The following is a 20,804-nucleotide window of genomic DNA, read 5'->3' as shown; positions in this document are numbered from 1 at the left end:
TCTGCCGCGCTGCGCTCCTCGCACTCACTGTGCCTCCGGGGCGGTGACGGGCAGGTCGGTGAAGAAGCAGGTCCGGTGCCCGGTGTGGCAGGCGGCACCGACCTGGTCCACGCTTACCAGCAGCGCGTCCCCGTCGCAGTCCAGAGCGACCGAGCGGACGTACTGGTGGTGCCCGGACGTGGCGCCCTTGACCCAGTATTCGCGGCGGCTGCGCGACCAGTAGGTGGCGCGGCCGGTGGTGAGGGTGCGGTGCAGCGCCTCGTCGTCCATCCAGGCGACCATCAGCACCTCGCCGGAGTCGTGCGCGCGGACCACCGCGGCGACCAGGCCGTCGGCGGTGCGGCGCAGCTGGGCCGCGATGGCCGGGTCGAGCCGGGACGGGCGGGCCGGGACGGGCGCCACCGGGTCGCTCGGGTCGCTGGGGCCGCCGGTCACCGGCGAGTCAGGTACGGGCACAGTGACCAATTGTCCCGCACGCGGCGCGGGCACCGGCGACCGCTCCCGCCCGGGCTGCGACGCGAGCCCGGCAGGCCGTGCCAGCTGGGCCACATAGCGATCGAGCCGGCCGTCGACCAGGGCGGCTGCCAGGTCCGCGCCGGCCGTGTCGGCGATCTCCTCGGCGTACGGCCGAATCAACGGCAGAGTGCCGGCGACCAGCCGAACGGCGGCGGCCCAGAGTTGGCTGGTGGCGCCCGGGCGCAGCCCGAGGCAGAGCAGCATGTCCGCCTGGTAGCCGGGCGGGGCCACCGGCAGCTCCAGTGCCGCCGCGAAGGCCGCCCTGCGGGAGTGGACCCGCACCGACGGGTTGGCCGGGCGCAGCACCGATGGACACAGCCGAGCCAGATCGGCGACGGCAAGCCGGACCCCGAGGCGGTCGTGGGCGGCCCGGGCGGCTGCCGCCTTACCCAGCGCGGCGATCAGCTCCTCGAGCCGAGGAGGCTCGGCGGGCTGGCAGAGCACCGGCAGGTCGATCCGGGGCCGCCAGTGCGGGTCGGCCCAGAGCAACCGCGCCGGCGCGGTGACCGGCAGCCCGAACGCCCAGTCGGCCGGTTCGCCGAGTCGGTGCACCCAGGAGCTGACGTCGCGGGCGGCCACCGAGACGTGGGTGACCCGACCTGCAGATTCGGCCAGGTACGCCCGCCGCGCGGCGTACGGGGCACCGCCGACCAACACGTCGAGGTCGACGTCGCTGTGCGCGGTGGCCGCGCGGCGGGCGTGACTGCCGCGCAGCAGGATGCCGACAACCGGCCGCTCGACGGTCTGCCGCAACCGCGCGGCCCAATCCTCAAGAAAACCGCTATCCGGTAACGGAGCGTGACCCACCGAGCCATCGTGCCGTACGTCCGATCGGCGCGCAATGCCCGTTGCCGGACCTGGTGTCCGGTCCGGAGGCTACTGCCCGACCATTCTCATTGCTGCTGCGGGATACCTTTCGCCGGCTGCCGCACCGGGCGGCACGGCAGCGCTGAGCCGGGCCAGTTGTTCCGCGCTGAGCTTCAAGTCGACGGCGGCGGCGTTCTCCTCCAGCCAGCGCACCCGCTTGGTGCCCGGGATCGGCAGGATGTCCTCGCCCTGGGCGAGCAGCCAGGCCAGCGCGACCTGCGCCGGGCTGGCCCCCATCTCGGCGGCGACCGCCCGCACCTGGTCGACCAACGCCAGGTTGGCGTCCAGGTTGTCCTCGGCGAAGCGCGGCGCGCTCCGGCGCCAGTCGTCGGCCGCCAACTGATCGCGGCTCGTGATCGCCCCGGTGAGCAGCCCTCGGCCGACCGGCGAGTACGCCACCAGCGCCACCCCCAACTCCCGGCAGGTGGCCAGCATCTCGCCCTCGACGTCCCGGCTGAACAGCGAGTACTCCAGCTGCACGGCGGTGATCGGGTGCACCGCGTGCGCGGCGCGCAGGGTCGCCGGGCTGACCTCGGACAGGCCGATCAACCGCACCTTGCCGGCACGAACCAAGTCGGCCATCGCCCCGACGGTCTCCTCGATCGGGGTGTCGGGATTCCGACGGTGCAGGTAGTAGAGGTCGATGGTGTCCACGCCGAGCCGGCGCAGCGACGCGTCGCACGCTTCGCGGGCCCAGGCGGCGCTGCTGTCCACGTACGCGCCGGGGGTGCCGGTGCCGCCGGTGCCCTCGCCGGTCGTCCGGTTGCCGAACTTCGTGGCCAGGAAGACCTCGTCACGTCGGGCCCGCACGACCGGCCCGAGCAGCTCCTCGTTGGCGCCGCGACCGTACATGTCGGCGGTGTCCAGGTGGTTGACGCCCAGGTCGAGGGCGCGGTGCAGGGTGCGGGTCGACTCGGCGTCGTCGCCACTGCCGTAGGCGAAGCTCATCCCCATGCAGCCCAGCCCGATCGCTGAGACGTCCGGCCCGGTGGTGCCCATTCGACGACGGATCATCAGTTCTCCTCCTCGGCGCGACGGTAGGCGTCGATCTTGTAGTTGAGCACGCTGAGGTCCTCCTCCAGCTCGGCCATCCGGCTCAGCACCCGGACTCGGTGTGCCTCCAACAGCGCCCGCCGGGCACCGAGGGTGCGGTCGCCCTGTCGGGCCAACTCGACGTAGTGACGCATGTCGCGCACCGGCATCCCGGTGCGGCGCAGCCTGGTGAGCAGGAGCAGCCAGTTGACGTCTCCGGCGGTGTACCGCCGACGCCCGACGGCGTCCCGGCCGACCGGCGCGACCAGCCCCTCCTGCTCGTACCAGCGCAGCGTGTAGGTGGTGAGGCCGACGCGTTCGGCGACCTCACCGACGGTAAGGGTCATGTCTTTGGTGCTGACGTTCACGGTGTCAAGGCTTCCAGTTCGAGTGCGCTCGAAGTCAACCATTGTGTGAACACGGGTATCTCATCTAGCGTTGAGTTCAACAGTTGATGAGTTTCTCGGGGAGGTGCGTGATGGACGACGCGATAGCCGTCCGCGGCCTGGTCGTCGACCGGGGCGGGCGGCGGGTGCTGGACGGCATCAGCTGCCGCGTCCCGCGCGGCGCGGTCACGGGGCTGCTCGGCCCCAGCGGCAGCGGCAAGACCACTTTCATGCGCGCGGTGGTCGGGGTGCAGGTGGTCAGCGACGGGACGGTCACCGTGCTCGGTCATCCGGCGGGCACCCCCGCGCTGCGGCACCGGGTGGGCTACCTGACCCAGGCACCGAGCGTCTACGCCGACCTGACGGTCCGGGAAAATGCCCGCTACTTCGCAGCCCTGTACGGGCGAGGGCGGGTCGAGGCCGACCGGGCGATCAGCGACGTCGGGCTGGCCGAGGCCGCCGGCCAACTGGTCGCAACCCTCTCCGGCGGTCAACGCAGCCGAGCCTCGCTGGCCTGCGCCCTGGTCGGGGAGCCGGAGCTGGTCATCCTCGACGAGCCGACCGTCGGCCAGGACCCGGTGCTGCGGGCCGATCTGTGGGCCCGGTTCCACGCGATGGCCGCCGCCGGCACCACCCTGCTGGTGTCCAGTCACGTCATGGACGAGGCGGCCCGCTGCGACCGGCTGCTGCTGATCCGCCAGGGGCGGTTGATCGCCGACGACAGCCCAGCCGCTGTCCGCGCCGCCGCCGGTGTTGACGACCTCGACGAGGCTTTCCTCCGCCTGATCCGGGCGGGCGAGACGCGTCGGGCGACGACCGGACAGGAGGCGTCGTGAACCCGCGGATCCTGGCGGCCACCACCGGCCGCATTCTGCGCCAACTCCGGCACGACCGACGGACCATCGCGTTGCTCGTGGTGGTGCCGGCCGCACTGCTCACCCTGGTCTATTTCATGTACGCCGACCAGCCGACCCCACCCGGGCAGCCGACGACGTTCGACCGGATCGCGCTGGTGATGCTGGGCATCTTCCCCTTCGTGATCATGTTTCTGGTAACCAGCATCGCCATGCTCCGAGAACGCACCTCCGGCACCCTGGAGCGACTGCTCACCACCCCGCTGGGCAAGCTCGACCTGCTCTTCGGATACGGCATCGCGTTCGGGCTGGCCGCCGCCGTGCAGGCCGCGGTCGCCGCCGCTGTGGCGTACTGGGTCTTCGATCTGGAGACTGCCGGCAGCATCGGGCTGGTGATCGGGATCGCCGTCATCGACGCCGTGCTCGGCGTCGCCCTCGGGCTGCTCTGCAGCGCCTTCGCGCGCACCGAGTTCCAGGCAGTACAGTTCCTGCCGGTCGTGGTGGTCCCCCAACTGCTGCTCTGCGGGCTGTTCGTGGCCCGTGATCAGATGGCCGGTTGGCTCCAGGCGCTCAGTGACGCCTTCCCCCTGTCGTACGCCATCGAGGCGTTGCAGGAGGTCGGCGCCCACGCCGAGCCGACCGGCAGGATGTGGCGGGACGTGGCGGTGGTGCTCGGCGCGGTGGTGGTGGCGCTGGTGCTCGCGGCGGCCACCCTGCGCCGCCGCAGCGGCTGACAGCCAACGCGCCGGCGCAGCGGTCGACGCGCTGGCGCAGTGGCTGGCGCGCTGGCGTAGCGGCTGGCGCAGCGGCTGGCGCGCTGGCTGGCGCGCTGGCGCGGCGGGCTGGGGGCGACTGGCTCACGGCGGGCCCAGGTGGACGAACGAAGGGCGGCGATGACGCGGCGGACCGGCCGGCGACCCGGCAACCCCGGCACCCGGGAGGCGATTCTCGACGCGGCGCGGACGGCGTTCGCGGAGCGTGGTTTCGATGCCGCCTCGATCCGTGCCATCGCCGGCACGGCGGAGGTCGACCCGGCGCTGGTGCACCACTACTTCGGCAGCAAGGACCAGCTCTTCCTGGCCGCGATGAACTTTCCCTTCGACCCCGGTCAACTGGTGCCGGAGGTGCTCGCCGGCGACCGGGACGGCCTCGGTGAGCGCATGGTGCGCACCTTCCTCGGCGTCTGGGACTCCCCGGCCGGCAGCGCCGGGGTGGCACTGCTGCGTTCGGCGGTGAGCAACGAGTGGACCGCGCGGCTGCTGCGCGAATTCATCACCACGCAGGTGCTGCGTCGGGTGCTCGAACAGCTCGACGTCGATCCGGCTCAGCTGCCGCTGCGTGGTTCCCTGGTAGCCACCCAGATAATCGGCCTGGCCATGATGCGACACGTGGTGCGCCTTGAGCCTGTCGCTTCGGCGGACCCGGAGACCCTGGCCGCGACGATCGGCCCCACCATCCAGCGGTACCTCACCGGCCCGCTACCGACCTGAGCCCGGCCGGGCGGGCGGCTCGGCGGCCAAAGCCGTTGATCGACTCCAGGTCGCCGACCTGGCGGTATCCATCGTGCGGGATGCCCCCAGATCGGCGATACGGAGTCGATCAAGCCGCGAGCGCGCGGCGGGCGATCAGCGCGGCGGGCGGGCGTCGGCCGGGAGTCGCAGCGGCGGCAGCAGTCGCGGCAGTTCAGCCGGGTCGGTGACCGGGCCGGGGAAGGCCAACCGGATCCGACGTCGGGCGCCGTGTCGACCGAGGGCGACCACCAGCCCGTACCGGTCGATGCGCACCACCCGGGGCGGCCCGTCCGTGGTCTGCTCGGTCAACCCGAACTGCCGGCGCAGGTACTCGGTCACCTGGGCACTGTCGCGCTCGGCGAGGTCGGCGAGCAGGCGCGCCTCGACCGGGTGCACCGGGTCCGGCTCGGCCTCGGCGTACTCCCCTGGGTCGACCCGGTGCACGACGCCGGCTCGCTCCCAGCGGACCTCGACCACCTCGAAGCGGAACAGCCGGAACCGGGTGCCCAGGTCGAGCAGGTCGCCGGTCGGCTCCACCGCGGCGAAGTCGACCGCCGCGTGGCGGACCTCGTCGCCGTGCAGCTCCTCCGCCCAGCCGGACACCCAGGCCCGGCCCAGGCCGGGTGCACCGGCGGCGGGCGGCAGGTCGAGCACGTCGAGCACCACCGCGACGTCGCTGCCCCCGGCCACTGGCTGCAGAGCGGCGGTCAGGTGGCTGGCCACCGGCACCAGCAGCAGCACCCGGCCGTCCGGGTCGGTTACGTGTCGGACGTGGTGCGGGCCCGGCCGGTGAGCCAGGTGCACGAGGCCGGGCAGGCGGCCGGCGACGAGGGTACGAACAATCTCGGCGGGGTTGGGCCGCATCAGCTCGACCTCCTTCGAAGGTTAGGCTTACCTAACCCGGAGCCTAGAGCACCCGGCCGTCGGCGTCCACCACACCCACGCATCCGGAACGCCACCGCGTCACCGGGTCTGCTCCAGCCAAGAGGCGTAGAGCAGGCCGTAGACCGAGTCGGCATCGCGGACCAGCTCGTCGTGCGGGCCGCGCTGCACCACCCGACCCCGATCCACCACGATCACCTCGTCGGCGGCCTGCGCCGTGGAGAGCCGGTGCGCGATAGCGAGGGTGGTCCGGCCCCTGGTGACCGCATCCAGGGTCCGTTGCAACCGCACCTCGGTCGCCGGATCCACCGCACTGGTCGCCTCGTCCAACACCAGCAGGTCCGGGTCGGCCACGTACGCCCGGGCCAGTGCGACGAGCTGCCGCTCGCCCACGCTGAGCGCCTCGCCACGCTCGCCAACGGGTGTGTCCAGACCCGCCGGCAAACCCTCCAGCCAGTCCGACAGACCCAGCTCGGTGAAGGCCGCGCTCAGCTGCTCGTCGGTCAACTCCGGTCGGGCGAACCGGACGTTGTCCCCCACCGTCGCGTCAAAGAGGAACCCGTCCTGCGGCACCATCACCACCCGAGAACGCAGCGAGTCGAACCGGACCTCCGCCAGCGGCACCCCGGACAGCAGCACCGCCCCGGCCGACGGGTCCATCAAACGGGTCAGCAACTTGGCGAAGGTGGTCTTACCGCTGCCGGTCTCGCCGACCACCGCCACCCGGCTCTTCGCCGGGATCTCCAGGTCGATGTCGTGCAGCACCGGTGGGCCACCCGGATAGGCGAACCGCACACCGGCAAACCGGATGTCCAGCGGCCCGGCCGGCAGCTTGCGCCCCTGCTCCCCCGGGTCGGCCACGTCGGGGGCGACGTCCAACACATCCAGCACCCGACGCCAACCGGCGATCGCGTTCTGCGCCTCGTTGAGCACCTCGGTGGCGATCTGCACCGGCTGGATGAACAGCGTCACCAGGAACAGGAAGGCGGTCAGCTGGCCGATCGACAGCGTGCCGTCCACCCCCAGCACCACCCCGAGCACCACCACACCGGCCAGGGCCAGCCCCGCGGCCAACTCACCGACCGAACTGCCCACGATGCTGATCCGAATCGCCCGCTGCTGCGCCATACGCTGCCCGTCGATGGCCTCGTCCAGCCGCCGCGCCGTGCGCCCCGCGATCCCGTAAGCCCGGATCACCGGCGCACCCACCACGCTCTCGCCGATCGTGCCGAGCAGGGTGCCGGTGCGCTGGCGCACCGTCGCGTACGCCGTGCCCAGACGGCGCTGCAACTGCCGGATGACGAACACCGCCGGCAGGAACGCGGCCAACACCACCAGGGTCAACTGCCAGGAGTACGCGAGCATGACGGCGGTGGTGACCACGAGCTGACCGAGGTTGACCAGCAAGATCACCCCGCCCCACTGAAGGAACTGGGTGATCTGGTCGACGTCGCTGGTCACCCGCGAAACCAGCGAACCACGCCGCTCCGACTGCTGGTGCAACATCGACAGGTCGTGCACGTGCCGGAACGCCCGCGTCCGCACGTTGGCCAGCGCCGTCTCGCTGACCGTGAACAGCCGGCGCATCATCAGGTAGCCACAGATCGTCGTGACCGTCAGGATCGCAGCCGTGATCGCCACCACCGACCAGACCACATCCAGATTCAGGCCACCGACGATGCCGCGGTCGATGCCCTGCTGCACGGCGACCGGCACGGCCACCCGACCGACCATGTAGACCAACGCCAGGCCCAGGGTGCCGGCCAGGCCGGTCCGCAGTTCCGGCGAGAGCGCCAGACCCCGGCGCAGGGTCTGCCAGGTCGTCTCCTGCTTCTCAGCGGTCTCAGACGTCTTCTCACTGGTCACAGACGTACTCAACGCTGCACTCCTCGCGCTCACCGCGCCGGCCTTTCGTTCGCGACTGCGGGGCTCCGCTTCGCTGCACTCCTCGCGCTCACCGGTCCACCTCGATTTCCAGGCCTGACGGCAGCGGCGCGACCTCATCGCCGTACGCGCCTTCCTGCGCGCGGTCGACCTCGGCCTGCTCGTAGGCGGTGACCAGGTCGACGTAGCCGGGCACGGTGGCCAACAGCTCGCTGTGTGTGCCTCGGGCAACCACCCGCCCCTGCTCGACGTAGATCACCTCATCGGCGAGCGCGATGGTGGCCCGGCGGTACGCCACCACCAGGATCGACGCAGCGGGCACCCCCGGCTCGGCCGTCGATGACCGCAGCCCGGCCAGAATGGCCGCCTCGACCCGCGGGTCGACCGCGCTTGTCGCGTCGTCGAGCACCAGCAGGCGCGGCCGGCCGGCCAGCGCGCGGGCCAGGGTGAGCCGCTGCCGCTGCCCACCGGAGAGCGAGGTGCCCCGCTCGCCGACCATGGTGTCCAGGCCATCGGGCAGCGCGGCGACGAACCCGTCCGCCTCGGCCAGTCGCAGCGCCGCCCAGACTGCTTCGTCGTCGATGCCCAGCCGGTCGAGGGCGATGTTGGCGCGAACCGTGTCGTCGAAGACGAACGGCACCTGGGCGACCAGCGCCACCGTGCCGGCCAGCGACGCAGCGGTCAGCTCGCGCACGTCCACCCCGTCCAGGGTGACGGTGCCGGAGTCCGGGTCGACGAGGCGGACCGCCAGCGAAGCGATTGTGGATTTGCCGGCGCCGGTGGGCCCGACCAGGGCCACGGTCCGGCCGGCCGGCACGGTGAAGCAGACCTCGCCGAGCACCTGCGCGCCGGGCTGGTGCGCCTCGGCGGGTGGGTAGGAGAAGTGCACGTCGTCGAAGGTGATGGTGGCCGGGCCGAGGCTGCTGGCCGGGTCGAGGACGCGTTGCCCGTACGGCATCTCGCCGGTGGCGTCGAGCACCCGGCGGAGCCGGTCCCAGCCGGCGACGCTGCGCGGCAACTCGGCCAGGACCCAACCGATGGCCCGCACCGGGAAGGCCAGCACGGTGAAGAGGAAGGCCACGCTGACCAGCTCGGTCACGCTGATCGCACCCTGGCGCAGCCGGAACGCCCCCACCACCAGCACGGCGAGGGTGCCGACGCTGGGCAACGTCTCCAGCAGCGGGTCGAAGACGCCGCGCAGCCGGCCGACCGCGATCAACGAGTCGCGTAGCTCGCCGGCCCGGCCCGCGAACCGGGCGGTCTCCTGGGCCTCGCGGCCCATCGTCTTGACCACCAGGGCACCGTCGAAGCTCTCGTGGGCAATCCCGCTGACCTCGGCACGCAGGCGCTGCGCCCGGGCCTGCCGGGGCGCCATCCGGCGGGAGTAGACCACGTTGAGCGCGAACAGCGCCGGGAAGACCGCGAGACCGACAAGTGCCAGCGCCCAGTCGGTGGCGAAGAGCGAGACGATCGCGCCGACCAACATCACCAGCGTGCCGACGGCGAAGGGCAGCGGTGCGATCGGGTACCAGGCCGCCTCGACATCGGAGTTGGCGTTGGACAACAGGGTGCCGGTGGAGTTGCGGTGGTGCCAGGACAGCGGCAGCTCCAGGTAGCGGCGGGTGACCCGGCGGCGGTAGGAGGCCTGGAGGCGGTACTGCATGTAGCCGGCACCGAGGCGGCGGCCGATGATGCCCGCTACCCGCAGCACGCTGATCCCGAACAACGCGGTCGCGGCCAGCGCCAGCGTCCCGGCGCCCACCTCTCCCCGGGTGATGGCCGGGAGCGCCACGTCACCGATGACCGTCCCGACGACCCGCGCGCTGACGATGATCATCCCGCCGAAGAGCACGCTGCCGACGACCGCGACCGCGAAAATCCGTGGCTGCTCGCGGATCGCCTGCCGTAGGACCCCCAGTCCTCGACCGAGCACGTCCCGACTTGTCTTGCTCGCCACGCTTTCCCCCGCCGTAAGCCGCAATTATCTCCCTCATCCTTACCTGTCGGGGCCAGCACTACCGACCCGGACCGCATATGTCGACCGTCACGTCCAGACGGCGAGGAGCGGTGAGCGCCGACCCGGCGTCCGGTGGCGCGCGCCGGCGGGCGACCAGGCCTACGATCGGGCCATGCCCCGGTACGCCCGAGCTGAGCGCGAGGCGCTGGCCGATCTCCTGCTGGCCCTCGGGCCGGAGGCCCCGACGATCAACGATGGCTGGGCGACCCGTGACCTCGCCGCGCACCTGGTGCTGCGGGAGCGCCGCCCGGACGCGGCCGGCGGGATCGTGCTGCCGCCGCTGCGCGGCTACGCCGAACGGGTCCGTCGTCGACTCGCCGGGCGGCCCTACCCGGAGCTGGTGGCGCAGGTGCGACGGCCGCCGCTGTGGAGCCCGATCAGCAACCCGGTGACCGACGAGTTGGCCAACACGATGGAGTTCTTCATCCATCACGAGGACGTACGGCGGGCCGGCTCCGGGTGGCAACCGCGCGACCTGTCCGCCGGCCTGCAGAGCGCACTCTGGAAGCGTGCCGCCCCGATGGCTCGGCTGGCACTGCGCCGCTTTCCGGCGGACCTCTACGTGCAGGCGCCCCGTCACGGCGAGATGTCCGTCGGTCGCGGCGGCGAACCGCTGCGGTTGGTCGGTGCCCCGGCCGAGCTGGTCCTGTTTCTCTCCGGTCGCCAACGGGTGGCGAGGGTCCAATTGGACGGTCCGGCGGAGGCCGCACGTCGACTGCGCGCCGCCAACCTGGGAATGTGACCCTCTGTACTTAAACGGTCACCGCCTTGATGTGGCGTGCCCCACACCCAGCGACATGCGCTGATACCTTCTCCCTTACGCTTCACCGCGCCGCTCCGCGCCGGGTGGCGCGAGTGGGGGCGAATTGTGCGAAGTTTCGCGATTTCGGCACTGCAGGAGCCGCCGTTTCCGGCGGGGCGCCATAAGGCCACGGACCGAGTGGCGAGCGAGAGCGTCGAGTGGGCGCGCGCCTCCGGTCTGATCAATTCCGGCCACCGCGCCCATCGCCTGCGGCGGGCGGACGCCGCAGGCCTGGCTGGACGCGCATGCCCGGACGGGCCAGAGGACGGGCTGCGGCTGCTCACCGACCTGATCTCCTGGCTCTTCGTCATGGACGACGCCTGCGACGAGGACGACCTCGGCGCGGATCCGGCCCGGCTGGCGTCGACCATCGGAGGCCTGCTCGACGTGCTGGACCGGTGCGGCGAGCCGGGTCGTCCACCAGATGCCAACGCCGGCCCGCTCGGTGCCGCACTGCACGACCTGTGCCGCCGGACCCGGGCCCACGGCCGACCGGAACAGCTGCTGCGGTTCGTCAGCCAGGTGCAGGAGTACCTGCTGGCACTGCTCTGGGAGGCGACAAACCGGGAGCGCCGGCGGGTCCCCGAGGTAGCGGAGTACGTGCAGATGCGGCGGCACACCGGCGGCGTACGCCCGTGCCTCACCCTGACCGATCTGGCGTCGGCGCAACCACCCGGGTCGGCCCAGCACGCCGATCCGGCGCTGGTCGCCCTGGACCTGCTCGCGGTGGACCTGGTCTGCTGGTGCAACGACCTCTTCTCCTACGGCAAGGAGAGCCAGGTGGACCCGGACGCGCACAACCTGGTGACGGTGCTCGCCCGGAGCAGCGGTGCGGACGAGGCGGCCGCACTGCAGGCTGCGGCGAACCAGTTCAACCAGGGGCTGGCGGCATACCTCGAAGCAGAGGAAGCCCTGCTGGCCAGCGGGGACGACGGGATACGCCACGCGCTGGACGCACGGCGAAACTGGGTCCGGGCCACCTACGACTGGTCACTGGTGGCTGCCCGCTACGCCTGATTCGACCGTACCGGTTGGTGGGGTGGGGTGGCCGGACGATCACCAGGGCTAGCCGACGCACCGCACCGGGCAATACTCTTCGGTAACCACCATGACGTGACGACCGTCACGCCACCACCCCCGAAGGCGGCTACAGCGATGGCTCTCGATGTACCGTACCGTTCCATCCCGGACATGTTCCTCAAGCGTGTGGCGGCCACCCCCGACCGGTTTGCGTTTGCGTCCCCGACCCCCGACGACTCGGGGCCCGTCTGGCTGACCTGGGATCAGGTCGGCCGGCGCGCAAAGGCTGTCGCCGCCGGCCTGCACGGCCTGGGCGTCGGCCAGGAGGACCCGGTCGCGATCCTCGCCAACACCCGGCTGGACTGGGTGATCGCCGACCTCGGCATCATGTGCGCCGGCGGGGCGACCACCACCGTCTACCCGACCACCGAGCCGGCGGACGCGACGTACATCATCGCCGACTCCGGGTCGAAGGTGCTGTTCGCGGAGAACCCGGCGCAGGCTGCAAAGATCGCCGGTGCCGACCTGCCCGCGCTGACTCACGTGGTGCTTCTCGACGGTGCCGCCGATTCGGCCGCCGCGATCCCACAGCTGACGCTCGCCGAGTTGGAGGAGCGCGGCACCAGCGCGCTGACGGCCGAGCCGGAACTGATCGACATGCTCGTGGCCGGCATCGCCCCGGACCACCTGGCCACCCTGATCTACACCTCCGGCACCACCGGCCGACCCAAGGGCGTCGAGCTGCTGCACGGCGGCTGGTGCTGGGAGGCCGTGGCGCAGGCCGAGGTCGGGCTGCTGCGCGACGACGACCTGCAGTACCTGTGGCTGCCGCTGGCCCACTCGTTCGGCAAGACGCTGCTCTGCGGCGCCATCCACGTTGGGCTGCCCACCTACGTCGACGGGCGGGTGGAGAAGCTGGTCGACCTGCTGTCGGTGATCCGTCCGACGCTGATGTGCGGCGCCCCCCGCGTGTTCGAGAAGGTCTACAACCGGGCGGTGACCACCGCGCAGGGCGCCGGCGGTTCGAAGGCGAAGATCTTCGCCTGGGCGGTTGGCGTCGGCAAAGAGAAGGTGACCCTGGAGCAGGCCGGCAAGCCGGTGCCCGCCGGGCTGAAGCTGCGCTACGGGCTGGCCGAGAAACTCGTGTTCAGCAAGCTGCAGGCCCGCCTCGGCGGCCGGATACGGGTGCTGGTGTCCGGTGCCGCTCCGCTCAGCCCAGAGATCGCCACCTTCTTCGCCGCGGCGAACCTGCCGATCTCCGAGGGCTACGGCCTGACCGAGACCAGCGCCGGCAACTTCGTCAACCCGCCGGCCGGGCTGCGGATCAGCACGGTGGGCCGGGCGATGGGTGACCTGGAGTGCCGGATCGACACCGACGGGGAAATCCTGCTGCGTGGTCGGCCGGTGATGCGCGGCTACCACAACCTGCCTGAGGAGACCGCCGCCGCGTTCACCGAGGAGGGCTTCTTCCGGACCGGTGACATCGGCACCCTCGACGAGCAGGGCTACCTCCGGATCACGGATCGCAAGAAGGACCTGGTCAAGACCTCAGGCGGTAAGTACATTGCGCCGTCGCACATCGAGGGGATGTTCAAGGCCATCTGTCCGTACACCTCGCAGGCGGTCGTCATCGGTCAGGCCCGCAACTTCTGCACGATGCTGGTCACGCTCGACCCGGACGCGATCCGGGGCTGGGTCGCCGGTGGGCCGCTGGAGGGGCGCAGCTACACCGAGATCGTCGCCTCACCGGAGGCGCAGACGATGGTCGAGGAGTACGTTGCCCAGCTCAACGCGAAGCTCAACCGCTGGGAGACGATCAAGAAGGTGGCCATCCTGCCGCGTGACCTGACGATCGAAAACGGCGAGATCACCCCATCGTTGAAGATCAAGCGGCGTGGTGTGGAGAGCAGCTTCGCGGCCGAGATCGACAAGATGTACACCGGCACCCTCGCCGAGCTCTGAACCGCGCCCTGAGTCGGCTGCCGGCTGCCTCGCGCCCACCAGGGTTCGGGGCCGTCGGCGCCTGCGGGCGCGGCACGAACGGAGTCAGTGGCCGCCGCCCGGGGCGGGGCCCGCGCCGTGCTCGGTGAGGAAGGAGTCGCGCAGCTCGCGTCGCGCAGCACCAAACAGCCGCAGCTCGGCGAGCACCATGGCGACGCAGACCACCGCCAGCAGGCCCAGTGCGGCCAGGGCCGGCAGCCGGTCGGCCACCGGCAGCAGCCCCACCAGCAGCAGCACCGTCGCCAGCCGGGGCCAGTTGACCGAGCTCATGTTGCGCAACCGGAAACCGAGGTGGCCGAGCAGGTAGAGAATCACGCCACCGTAGAGAGCCAGCAGACCCAGCCCGTGCAGCGGGTCGCTCAGCTTGTGGTGGGTGCCGTCCCCCACATACCCCAGCACCTTCTTGAAGCCGAGGGCGAGCAGGATGATGCCGGCCACCATCGGCAGATGCAGATAGGTGTAGGAGTCGCGGCCCAGCGCGGCGCGGGCGGCACCCTCGGCCCGGTGGAGCACCCGCTCGGCCGCGATCGACACCACGTCGAAGTACGCCCACCAGAGCGCGGCGGTGACCGTGATGGCCAGCGCCGAGGCGATGATGATCGGCCAGGAGATGGGCAGCGCGGTGGCCCCCACGCCGATGGCCACCAACGACTCACCGAGCGCGATGATAATGATCAGGCCATGGCGTTCGGTCCAGTGCGCCGCGGAGAAGATGCGCCACCCGCGCGCCCCGATCGCCATGATCCCGCCGTAGTCGACGGCCAGCGCGAGCACCCACAGCACCGTGCGGATCGTGCCGACCTGCTGCGGCGAGTCGGTCAGCCGCTGCGGCATCAGAGCCGCGGAGAAGAGCAGCAGCGCGCCCGCGAGCATCGGCAGTGCGGCGCGCAGCAGTTGGCGGCGCAGCCCGGCGTCGCCGCGCGCGGCGAAGAAGTAGAGGACCAGGTGCAGCACCCGGACGACCAGGTAGCAGGCGGCGAAGACCACCGGGCCGGAGAGCCCGCCGGGCAGGTCGTCGAAAGCCTCCGGAATGGTCACCGCGACCACGAACATGGTGGCCATCACGGCGAAGAGCACCACCCGTACCAGGCCCTCGTCGGCCCGGACGGTGTTGCCCAGCCAGGCGTAGCAGCACCAGCACCACCAGAGCACGGCCAGTAGGAGCAGCCCTCGCAGCAGGCCACCTGCGGTGAGGTCGTCGGCCATCAGCGCCGTCACCTGGGTGAGCGCGTAGACGAAGACCAGATCGAAGAAGAGCTCCAGCGGGGTCACTGTGGAGCCCTCGGTCATCACCCGCATCCGCGACGCACGCAGCGCCCTGCCGCCATCAGTCACGGCCGCCAGTCTGGCAGGCCGGCGCGCACCGATGGTGCCCGCTCCGGCGGCGCGCCGACGATCCATCCGACACGCCCGCTCGGCTCAGCGGGGCCTCAGGCGATGACGGTTGGTTCCCGCCACCGCTGACGACCGGCCCGGTCCAGGTCGTAGCGGACCGCCGCGATCCGCCCGACGGCCTCCACCAGGTCCGCGGCGGGCAGGGTGAACGGCAGCCGCAGGAAGCGCTCCAGGGTGCCGTCCAGGCCGAACCGGGGGCCGGGTGCCAGTCGTACGCCGACATCCTCCGCAGCCCGGGCCAGAGCGCTGGAGACTGGGCCGTCCAACTCGGCCCAGAGCGTCACACCACCTCGTGGCACGGTGACCCGCCAGTCCGGCAGCCGGTGCGCCAGCGCGCCGAGCAGAACGTCGCGTTGGGCGGCCAACTGGATGCGCCGGTCGGCGACGATGGCGTCGGCCTCGGCGAGCAGGTGCACCGCGACAAGTTGGTCCAGCACCGGGCTGGCCATGTCCACTCCGACGCGGACGGCGGCCAGCCGCTGCACCTGCGGCGCGGACGCGCGCACCCAACCGATCCGCAGGCCACCCCAGTAGGGCTTGCTCATGCCGCCGATGCTGATCACACGGCTGTGTCGGTCGTAGACGGCGACCGGGGGTGGCAGCTCGGTGCCGTCCAGTGGAAGGTCCACGAAGGTCTCGTCGACGATCAGGTCGGTGCCGACCGCGTGGGCGGCGGCCACCACGCGCTCGCGCAGTGCGGCGGGCATCAGGTGCCCGGTCGGGTTCTGGAACTCCGGGATCAGGTAGGCCAGCTTGGGTCGGGTCTGCCGGAGGCTGCCCAGCAACAGGTCGGACTCCCAGCCGCCAGCGTCGGCGGCCAGACCGTGGGTGGTGATCCGGGCTCGCCTGCCGGCCAGCGCGGCGAGCGCGTTGGGGTAGGTCGGGGACTCGACCAGCACGCTCCCCCCGGGGGCCAGGGCGAGCCGCAGCACCAGGTCCAGTGCGTGCTGGGTGCCACTGGTGACCATGATCTGGTCGGCCGTGGTGGGCAACCCCCGGGCGGTGTACGCGTCGGCCACCGCCTCGCGCAGCTCGATGATGCCGGTCGGGTGGTAGCCGGCCCCGCCCAGATAGCGGGGCAGGTCCTCAGCCGCGGCCCGGGCGGCCGTCAGGAGTTGCGGCGGGGCGGCCAGCGCGGCGACGCCGAGATCGATCATCTCCCGGTCGTCCAGTGGAGTCCACAGACCGGTGCTGGCCACCCGGTGGTTGCCGGGCAGCATCGTCCAACTGCCGGCGCCTCGGCGGCTGGACAGGTGCCCGGTCTCGCGCAGGTGCCGGTACGCGGCGGTGACCGTGGTCCGGCTGATCCGCAGCGCCTCGGCCAGCTCCCGTTCGGCAGGGAGGCGAACGCCCAGCGGCAGTCGACCGTCGGCGAGCAGGCCGCGCACGGTGCTGGCCAGGGCGACGTAGTCAGGGCTGCGCCGGCGGCCCGGCAGGGCATGCCACTGACCGAGCAGACGCGCCAATTGGACGCCGCGCACCTGACCAGTCATGGCCACTCCTCGAAAATTGGCTTCTTCCTCCGCGAGGATTGGCACCTAGGGTGGCATGCATGGCACTGATTGGCAATTTGCGGCACCGGCCGGTACGACGGTTGGCCCAGCTCTATCTCGGGCTCGCCCTCTATGGGGTCAGCATGGCCCTGATGGTTCGCTCCGACCTCGGCCTCGACCCCTGGGACGTGTTCCACCAGGGGCTTTCCGAGCTGACCCGGCTCTCCTTCGGCACCGTCACCATCGGCGTCGGGGCGCTGGTGCTGCTGCTCTGGATCCCGCTACGACAGCGGCCGGGCCTCGGCACGGTCAGCAACGTCGTGGTGATTGGTCTGGTCGTGGACGCCACACTGGCCCTGATGCCCACCGGTAACCCGCTCGGCGTCCGGATCGCGCTACTGATCACCGGGATCGTCGCCAACGGGGCCGCCACCGGCCTCTATCTGGGTGCCCGACTGGGCCCCGGCCCCCGAGACGGGCTGATGACCGGCTATGTGGCCCGCCGTCCGGGCCGGTCGGTCCGGTTGGTGCGCACCGTCATCGAGGTCACCGTGCTGGCGCTCGGCTGGCTGCTCGGCGGCGCGGTCGGCGTGGGCACCGTCGCCTACGCACTGGCCATCGGGCCGTTGGCCCAGCTCTTCATCCCGTTGTTCGCGGTGCCCGACGACGCCAGACGTGAACCCGACGGCACCGCGCCCGAAGCCGACGGCACCGCGCCCGAAGCCGACACGCGAGCTGCGGGCACCGCAGGTCCGGGCACCGTCGGGCCGGTCGCTCCCGCCGGCTGAGTCATCACCGACCGTCCGCGAACCAGCACGCGGTGGTGGTGCAGCGGGCCGGATGGAGGGTGGGTGTTCCCTTCCGCGACGCGCGCCGTCATCATCTCTGCATGGGGGAGAACGGTTGGCGCTGGACGGACGCCTGGATCTTCGTGTCGCTGGTCATCGCGAGCGGCGCCGGACGGCACCGTCGGTCGGCGACAAGTCGACGGCCAGAAGGCGTCCGCCTGACCGACGTGCTCTCCACCGCCGACCACCTCAACCACACGATCCCGCAGCGGCACGAGGTCGAGGCTGCGGTCCAGCGGCTGGTCGGCGCCGGGTTGGTCAGCGTCGCCGACGGCTGGTTTCGGATCACCGCCGAGGGTGAGCAGCTCTGGCGCACCCGCCCGCGAGCGGGTGTGGCGACCATGGTGGACACCGTGCAGGGCGTGCTGACTCGCCGGCACGCCCCCGGCAGTGCCGACTGGAGCCTGGACGAAGCCGACCACGCGGCGGCCGTCCAGGAGTACGCCGTCCGCTCGATCCCCACGCCCCGCCGTTCACCGGAGGGGCACTCCGGCGGGCACTGACCGGGTCAGCGCACCGGGTGGCCGCTGTGCCGCAGCGCGTCCTTGACCTCGGCCACGGTCAGCTCGCCAAAGTGGAAGACACTGGCGGCGAGCACCGCGTCCGCGCCGGCACCGATCGCGGGCGGGAAGTGGGCCACCTCGCCAGCGCCCCCGCTGGCCACCACCGGCACGTCCACGACCGCTCGCACCGCAGCGATCAGCTCCAGGTCGAAGCCCGCCTTGGTGCCGTCGGCGTCCATCGAGTTGAGCAGGATCTCCCCCGCGCCCAGCTCGGCGCCCCGGTGCGCCCACTGCACCGCGTCGATCCCGGTGCCGCGCCGACCACCATGCGTGGTGACCTCGAAGCCACTGGGCGTGCCGCCGCCCGGCGCGCGGCGCACGTCGAGGGAGAGCACGAGGACCTGCCGGCCGAACCGGTCGGCGATCTCGGCGATCAGCTCCGGCCGGGCGATGGCGGCGGTGTTCACGCCGACCTTGTCCGCGCCGGCGCGCAGCAGCGTGTCCACGTCGGCGACCTGCCGGACCCCGCCGCCAACCGTCAGTGGGATGAACACCGACTCGGCGGTGCGGCGGACCACGTCGAGCATGGTGCCCCGGTCACTCGACGACGCGGTGACGTCGAGGAAGGTCAGCTCGTCGGCCCCGGCCCGGTCGTACGCGGCGGCCAACTCCACGGGATCGCCGGCGTCACGCAGGTCGAGGAAGTTGACCCCCTTGACCACCCGCCCGGCGTCCACGTCCAGACAGGGGATCACCCGTACCGCCACCGTCATGCCGCGAGCCTATCCTCCGCACGCACGGCGACGACCGACCTGTGAGGCCGGCCACCGCCGCGCGTCGGATCGGGATTCACACGCGGACGAGCATCTTCCCGAGGTTGTCGCCGCGCAGCAGGCCGAGGAACGCGGCCGGGGCGTTCTCGATGCCGTCCACGATCGTCTCGTCGTAGGACAGCGTGCCGTCGCGCAGCCAGCCCGCGACGTCGCGGACGAACGCCGCACGCACCGCGTTGTGATCGTTGACCAGGAAGCCGCGCAGGGTGAGCCGCTTGCCGATGACCAGCGCCAGGTTGCGCGGCGCGGCGGGCGGTTCGGTGGCGTTGTACTGCGCGATCATGCCGCAGATGGCGACCCGCCCGTGCAGGTTCATGGCCGAGATCGCCGCCTCCAGGTGATCGCCGCCGACGTTGTCGAAGTAGACGTCGACGCCGTCCGGGGCGGCTGCCCGCAGCGACTCGCGGACCGGCCCGTCGTGGTAGTCGAAGGCGGCGTCGAAGCCCAGCGCCCGCAGCCGCTCGACCTTGGCCGGCGAGCCAGCGCTGCCGACCACCCGGCCGGCACCCTTGAGCTTGGCGATCTGGCCGACCAGGCTGCCCACCGCGCCGGCCGCGGCGGAGACGAAGACCGTCTCGCCAGGCTTCATCGCGGCCACGTCCAGCAGCCCGGCGTACGCGGTCATCCCGGTCATGCCGAGCACGCTCAGGTACGCGCTGACCGGAGCGATGCTCGGGTCGACCGGGCGGGCGGCGGTGGCGTCGAGCAGCGCGAACTCCCGCCAGCCCAGCCCGTGCTGGACGGTGGTGCCGACGGCGACGTCCGCCGCCTCGCTGGCCACCACCTCGCCGATCGCGCCCCCGTCGAGGGGTGCGTCGAGCGCGTAGGGTGCAACGTACGACTTGACGTCATTCATCCGTCCACGCATGTACGGGTCGACGGACATGTACTGGTTGCGGACCACGATCTGGCCCGGTCCGGGCGTCGGGACGTCGGTCTCGACGAGCCGGAAGGTGTCCTCGGTGGGCCAGCCCACAGGGCGGCTGGCCAGGTGGATCTCGCGGTTGCTGGTCATGGGTGTGGTCGTCCTCTCGTCCGCGGTCGGGGCCTGACTGGCTTGGTGACGTCAGGCGGGCAGGGTCTCGCGGACGGTCAGCGCGACGTCGATGTTGCCGCGGGTGGCGTTCGAGTAAGGGCAGACCTGGTGGGCCTGCTCGACGAGCTGCTCGGCTGCCTCGCGCGGCACGGCGGGCAGGTCGACCACGAGTCGCACGGTGAGCCCGAACCCGCCGTTGCCGTCTCCGCCGATGCCCACCTCGGCGCCGACGACCGAGGCGGTCACGTCGGCCTTGGCCCGACGGGCCACCAGCCGCAGCGCGCCGTGGAAGCAGGCCGCGTAGCCGGCGGCGAAGAGCTGCTCGGGGTTGGCGGCGCCGCCAGCGCCGCCCATCTCCTTCGGCACAGCCAGGTCGAGTGCGAACGTGCCGTCGGAGGTCTCGACGTGGCCGTCGCGGCCGTCGCCACTGGCGGTCGCGGACGCGGTGTAGAGCACCTGCATGATTGTCACTGCTCCTTCTGTCGGTGGATGGTGTCGGTGACCCGGGTGAGGGTGTCGCGCAGCGCGATCAGCTCGGTGATGCCGAGCCCGGTGGCCCGGGCGATCTGCAGCGGAACCTCGTCCACCTGCTGCCGCAGCGCCCGGCCCTGCTCGGTGAGGCCCACCTCGACCCGCCGCTCGTCGCGGGCCGACCGCCGCCGGGCCACGAAGCCCGCCCCCTCCAGCCGCTTGAGCAGCGGGGAGAGCGTGCCGGAGTCCAGCCGCAGCTCGGCGCCCAGCTCGGACACCGTGGGGGCGTCGTCGGGGCGTTCCCAGAGCACCAGCAGCACCAGGTACTGCGGGTAGGTCAGCCCGAACTCGTCGAGGATCGGCCGGTAGACGTCGGTCAGTGCGCGCGACGCCGCGTAGAGCGCGAAGCACACCTGCCGGCGCAGCACCAGGTCATCGGTCACCGCTGAACCG

19 protein-coding genes and 2 pseudogenes are annotated in these 20,804 nt (G+C 71.8%); 8 read left to right on the top strand and 13 right to left on the bottom strand.

The annotated features are described in order from the left end of the window. Positions 1-24: 24 nt before the first annotated feature. From hisI to ACLQ28_RS27030, 4 genes and pseudogenes are all read right to left on the bottom strand, one after another. Complete coding sequence (hisI, locus tag ACLQ28_RS27045; RefSeq protein ID WP_425689135.1) at positions 25-456, bottom strand: phosphoribosyl-AMP cyclohydrolase; 432 nt, start codon at positions 454-456, stop codon at positions 25-27. 180 nt (positions 457-636) lie between these two features. Next, positions 637-960: pseudogene (locus ACLQ28_RS27040) on the bottom strand (phosphoribosyl-AMP cyclohydrolase); the annotation flags it as partial. A 432-nt stretch (positions 961-1,392) separates the two neighbouring features. Further along, on the bottom strand, positions 1,393-2,397 hold the full coding sequence (locus ACLQ28_RS27035; RefSeq protein WP_425689072.1) for an aldo/keto reductase: 1,005 nt from the start codon (positions 2,395-2,397) through the stop codon (positions 1,393-1,395). Further along, positions 2,397-2,783 carry a MerR family transcriptional regulator gene (locus tag ACLQ28_RS27030; RefSeq protein ID WP_425689071.1) on the bottom strand — a complete coding sequence of 129 codons (387 nt, stop codon included), beginning with the start codon at positions 2,781-2,783 and terminating at the stop codon, positions 2,397-2,399. Before ACLQ28_RS27030 ends, ACLQ28_RS27035 begins: the two co-directional genes overlap by 1 nt. A gap of 110 nt (positions 2,784-2,893) precedes the next feature. On the opposite strand from ACLQ28_RS27030, the gene ACLQ28_RS27025 reads away from it, so the two are divergent. From ACLQ28_RS27025 to ACLQ28_RS27015, 3 genes are all read left to right on the top strand, one after another. Beyond that, positions 2,894-3,637, top strand: coding sequence for an ABC transporter ATP-binding protein (locus tag ACLQ28_RS27025; RefSeq protein ID WP_425689070.1), 744 nt, complete (start codon positions 2,894-2,896; stop codon positions 3,635-3,637). Further along, entirely contained in the window at positions 3,634-4,389 is a 756-nt protein-coding gene (locus ACLQ28_RS27020; protein WP_425689069.1) for an ABC transporter permease, read from the top strand. The genes ACLQ28_RS27025 and ACLQ28_RS27020 overlap by 4 nt, the downstream gene beginning before the upstream one ends. Positions 4,390-4,548: 159 nt before the next feature. Further along, on the top strand, positions 4,549-5,145 hold the full coding sequence (locus tag ACLQ28_RS27015) for a TetR family transcriptional regulator (protein ID WP_425689068.1): 597 nt from the start codon (positions 4,549-4,551) through the stop codon (positions 5,143-5,145). Positions 5,146-5,280: 135 nt separating this feature from the next. Here ACLQ28_RS27015 and ACLQ28_RS27010 read toward each other — a convergent pair whose 3' ends face one another. The 3 genes from ACLQ28_RS27010 to ACLQ28_RS27000 form a co-directional block, all read right to left on the bottom strand. Beyond that, positions 5,281-6,030 (bottom strand): DUF2470 domain-containing protein, encoded by a 750-nt coding sequence (locus tag ACLQ28_RS27010; protein ID WP_425689067.1) that lies wholly within the window; start codon positions 6,028-6,030, stop codon positions 5,281-5,283. A gap of 99 nt (positions 6,031-6,129) precedes the next feature. After that, entirely contained in the window at positions 6,130-7,914 is a 1,785-nt protein-coding gene (locus tag ACLQ28_RS27005) for an ABC transporter ATP-binding protein (protein WP_425689066.1), read from the bottom strand. 88 nt (positions 7,915-8,002) lie between these two features. After that, complete coding sequence (locus tag ACLQ28_RS27000) at positions 8,003-9,889, bottom strand: ABC transporter ATP-binding protein (RefSeq protein WP_425689065.1); 1,887 nt, start codon at positions 9,887-9,889, stop codon at positions 8,003-8,005. Between the two features lie 172 nt (positions 9,890-10,061). On the opposite strand from ACLQ28_RS27000, the gene ACLQ28_RS26995 reads away from it, so the two are divergent. The 3 genes from ACLQ28_RS26995 to ACLQ28_RS26985 all read left to right on the top strand — a co-directional run bounded on the left by ACLQ28_RS26995 (position 10,062) and on the right by ACLQ28_RS26985 (position 13,733). Further along, positions 10,062-10,691: a TIGR03085 family metal-binding protein gene (locus tag ACLQ28_RS26995; protein WP_425689064.1), complete on the top strand. Its 630-nt coding sequence runs from the start codon at positions 10,062-10,064 to the stop codon at positions 10,689-10,691. Positions 10,692-10,889: 198 nt separating this feature from the next. After that, complete coding sequence (locus tag ACLQ28_RS26990; protein WP_425689063.1) at positions 10,890-11,768, top strand: terpene synthase family protein; 879 nt, start codon at positions 10,890-10,892, stop codon at positions 11,766-11,768. A gap of 138 nt (positions 11,769-11,906) precedes the next feature. Beyond that, positions 11,907-13,733, top strand: a complete 1,827-nt coding sequence (locus tag ACLQ28_RS26985; RefSeq protein WP_425689062.1) for an AMP-dependent synthetase/ligase — start codon at positions 11,907-11,909, stop codon at positions 13,731-13,733. Between the two features lie 84 nt (positions 13,734-13,817). On the opposite strand, the gene ACLQ28_RS26980 is transcribed toward ACLQ28_RS26985, so the two are convergent. Further along, entirely contained in the window at positions 13,818-15,107 is a 1,290-nt protein-coding gene (locus ACLQ28_RS26980; RefSeq protein ID WP_425689061.1) for a low temperature requirement protein A, read from the bottom strand. 95 nt (positions 15,108-15,202) lie between these two features. Continuing rightward, entirely contained in the window at positions 15,203-16,660 is a 1,458-nt protein-coding gene (locus ACLQ28_RS26975) for a PLP-dependent aminotransferase family protein (RefSeq protein ID WP_425689060.1), read from the bottom strand. Positions 16,661-16,719: 59 nt separating this feature from the next. Here ACLQ28_RS26975 and ACLQ28_RS26970 point away from each other — a divergent pair. Both ACLQ28_RS26970 and ACLQ28_RS26965 read left to right on the top strand, forming a co-directional pair. Then, positions 16,720-17,358, top strand: a pseudogene (locus ACLQ28_RS26970) (YczE/YyaS/YitT family protein); the annotation flags it as partial. 191 nt (positions 17,359-17,549) lie between these two features. Then, positions 17,550-18,011, top strand: a complete 462-nt coding sequence (locus ACLQ28_RS26965; protein WP_393138797.1) for a hypothetical protein — start codon at positions 17,550-17,552, stop codon at positions 18,009-18,011. A 5-nt stretch (positions 18,012-18,016) separates the two neighbouring features. Here ACLQ28_RS26965 and hisF read toward each other — a convergent pair whose 3' ends face one another. The 4 genes from hisF to ACLQ28_RS26945 all read right to left on the bottom strand — a co-directional run bounded on the left by hisF (position 18,017) and on the right by ACLQ28_RS26945 (position 20,794). Beyond that, the gene (hisF, locus tag ACLQ28_RS26960; RefSeq protein WP_425689059.1) at positions 18,017-18,784 is read right to left on the bottom strand and encodes an imidazole glycerol phosphate synthase subunit HisF; all 768 of its coding nucleotides are present in this window, start codon (positions 18,782-18,784) and stop codon (positions 18,017-18,019) included. Positions 18,785-18,860: 76 nt separating this feature from the next. Continuing rightward, positions 18,861-19,859, bottom strand: a complete 999-nt coding sequence (locus tag ACLQ28_RS26955) for an NADP-dependent oxidoreductase (RefSeq protein ID WP_425689058.1) — start codon at positions 19,857-19,859, stop codon at positions 18,861-18,863. A 51-nt stretch (positions 19,860-19,910) separates the two neighbouring features. Then, positions 19,911-20,342: an organic hydroperoxide resistance protein gene (locus ACLQ28_RS26950; protein ID WP_425689134.1), complete on the bottom strand. Its 432-nt coding sequence runs from the start codon at positions 20,340-20,342 to the stop codon at positions 19,911-19,913. 5 nt (positions 20,343-20,347) lie between these two features. Next, positions 20,348-20,794, bottom strand: coding sequence for a MarR family winged helix-turn-helix transcriptional regulator (locus tag ACLQ28_RS26945; RefSeq protein ID WP_425689057.1), 447 nt, complete (start codon positions 20,792-20,794; stop codon positions 20,348-20,350). Between the last annotated feature and the right edge of the window lie 10 nt (positions 20,795-20,804).

The sequence above is a fragment of the Micromonospora sp. DT201 genome (assembly GCF_049841575.1).
GTDB lineage: Bacteria > Actinomycetota > Actinomycetes > Mycobacteriales > Micromonosporaceae > Micromonospora.
The sequence above is the reverse complement of the archived record's forward strand: the minus strand, read 5'-3'. Positions and strand labels throughout refer to the sequence as shown.

Coding starts and splice junctions, on each gene's coding strand:
- hisF (WP_425689059.1), bottom strand. CDS start 18,784: ATGACGGTGGCGGTACGGGTGATCCCCTGTCTGGACGTGGACGCCGGG.
- ACLQ28_RS26985 (WP_425689062.1), top strand. CDS start 11,907: ATGGCTCTCGATGTACCGTACCGTTCCATCCCGGACATGTTCCTCAAG.
- ACLQ28_RS26975 (WP_425689060.1), bottom strand. CDS start 16,660: ATGACTGGTCAGGTGCGCGGCGTCCAATTGGCGCGTCTGCTCGGTCAG.
- ACLQ28_RS26965 (WP_393138797.1), top strand. CDS start 17,550: ATGGGGGAGAACGGTTGGCGCTGGACGGACGCCTGGATCTTCGTGTCG.
- ACLQ28_RS26950 (WP_425689134.1), bottom strand. CDS start 20,342: ATGCAGGTGCTCTACACCGCGTCCGCGACCGCCAGTGGCGACGGCCGC.
- ACLQ28_RS27010 (WP_425689067.1), bottom strand. CDS start 6,030: ATGCGGCCCAACCCCGCCGAGATTGTTCGTACCCTCGTCGCCGGCCGC.
- ACLQ28_RS26955 (WP_425689058.1), bottom strand. CDS start 19,859: ATGACCAGCAACCGCGAGATCCACCTGGCCAGCCGCCCTGTGGGCTGG.
- ACLQ28_RS26995 (WP_425689064.1), top strand. CDS start 10,062: ATGCCCCGGTACGCCCGAGCTGAGCGCGAGGCGCTGGCCGATCTCCTG.
- ACLQ28_RS27015 (WP_425689068.1), top strand. CDS start 4,549: ATGACGCGGCGGACCGGCCGGCGACCCGGCAACCCCGGCACCCGGGAG.
- ACLQ28_RS27035 (WP_425689072.1), bottom strand. CDS start 2,397: ATGATCCGTCGTCGAATGGGCACCACCGGGCCGGACGTCTCAGCGATC.
- ACLQ28_RS27025 (WP_425689070.1), top strand. CDS start 2,894: ATGGACGACGCGATAGCCGTCCGCGGCCTGGTCGTCGACCGGGGCGGG.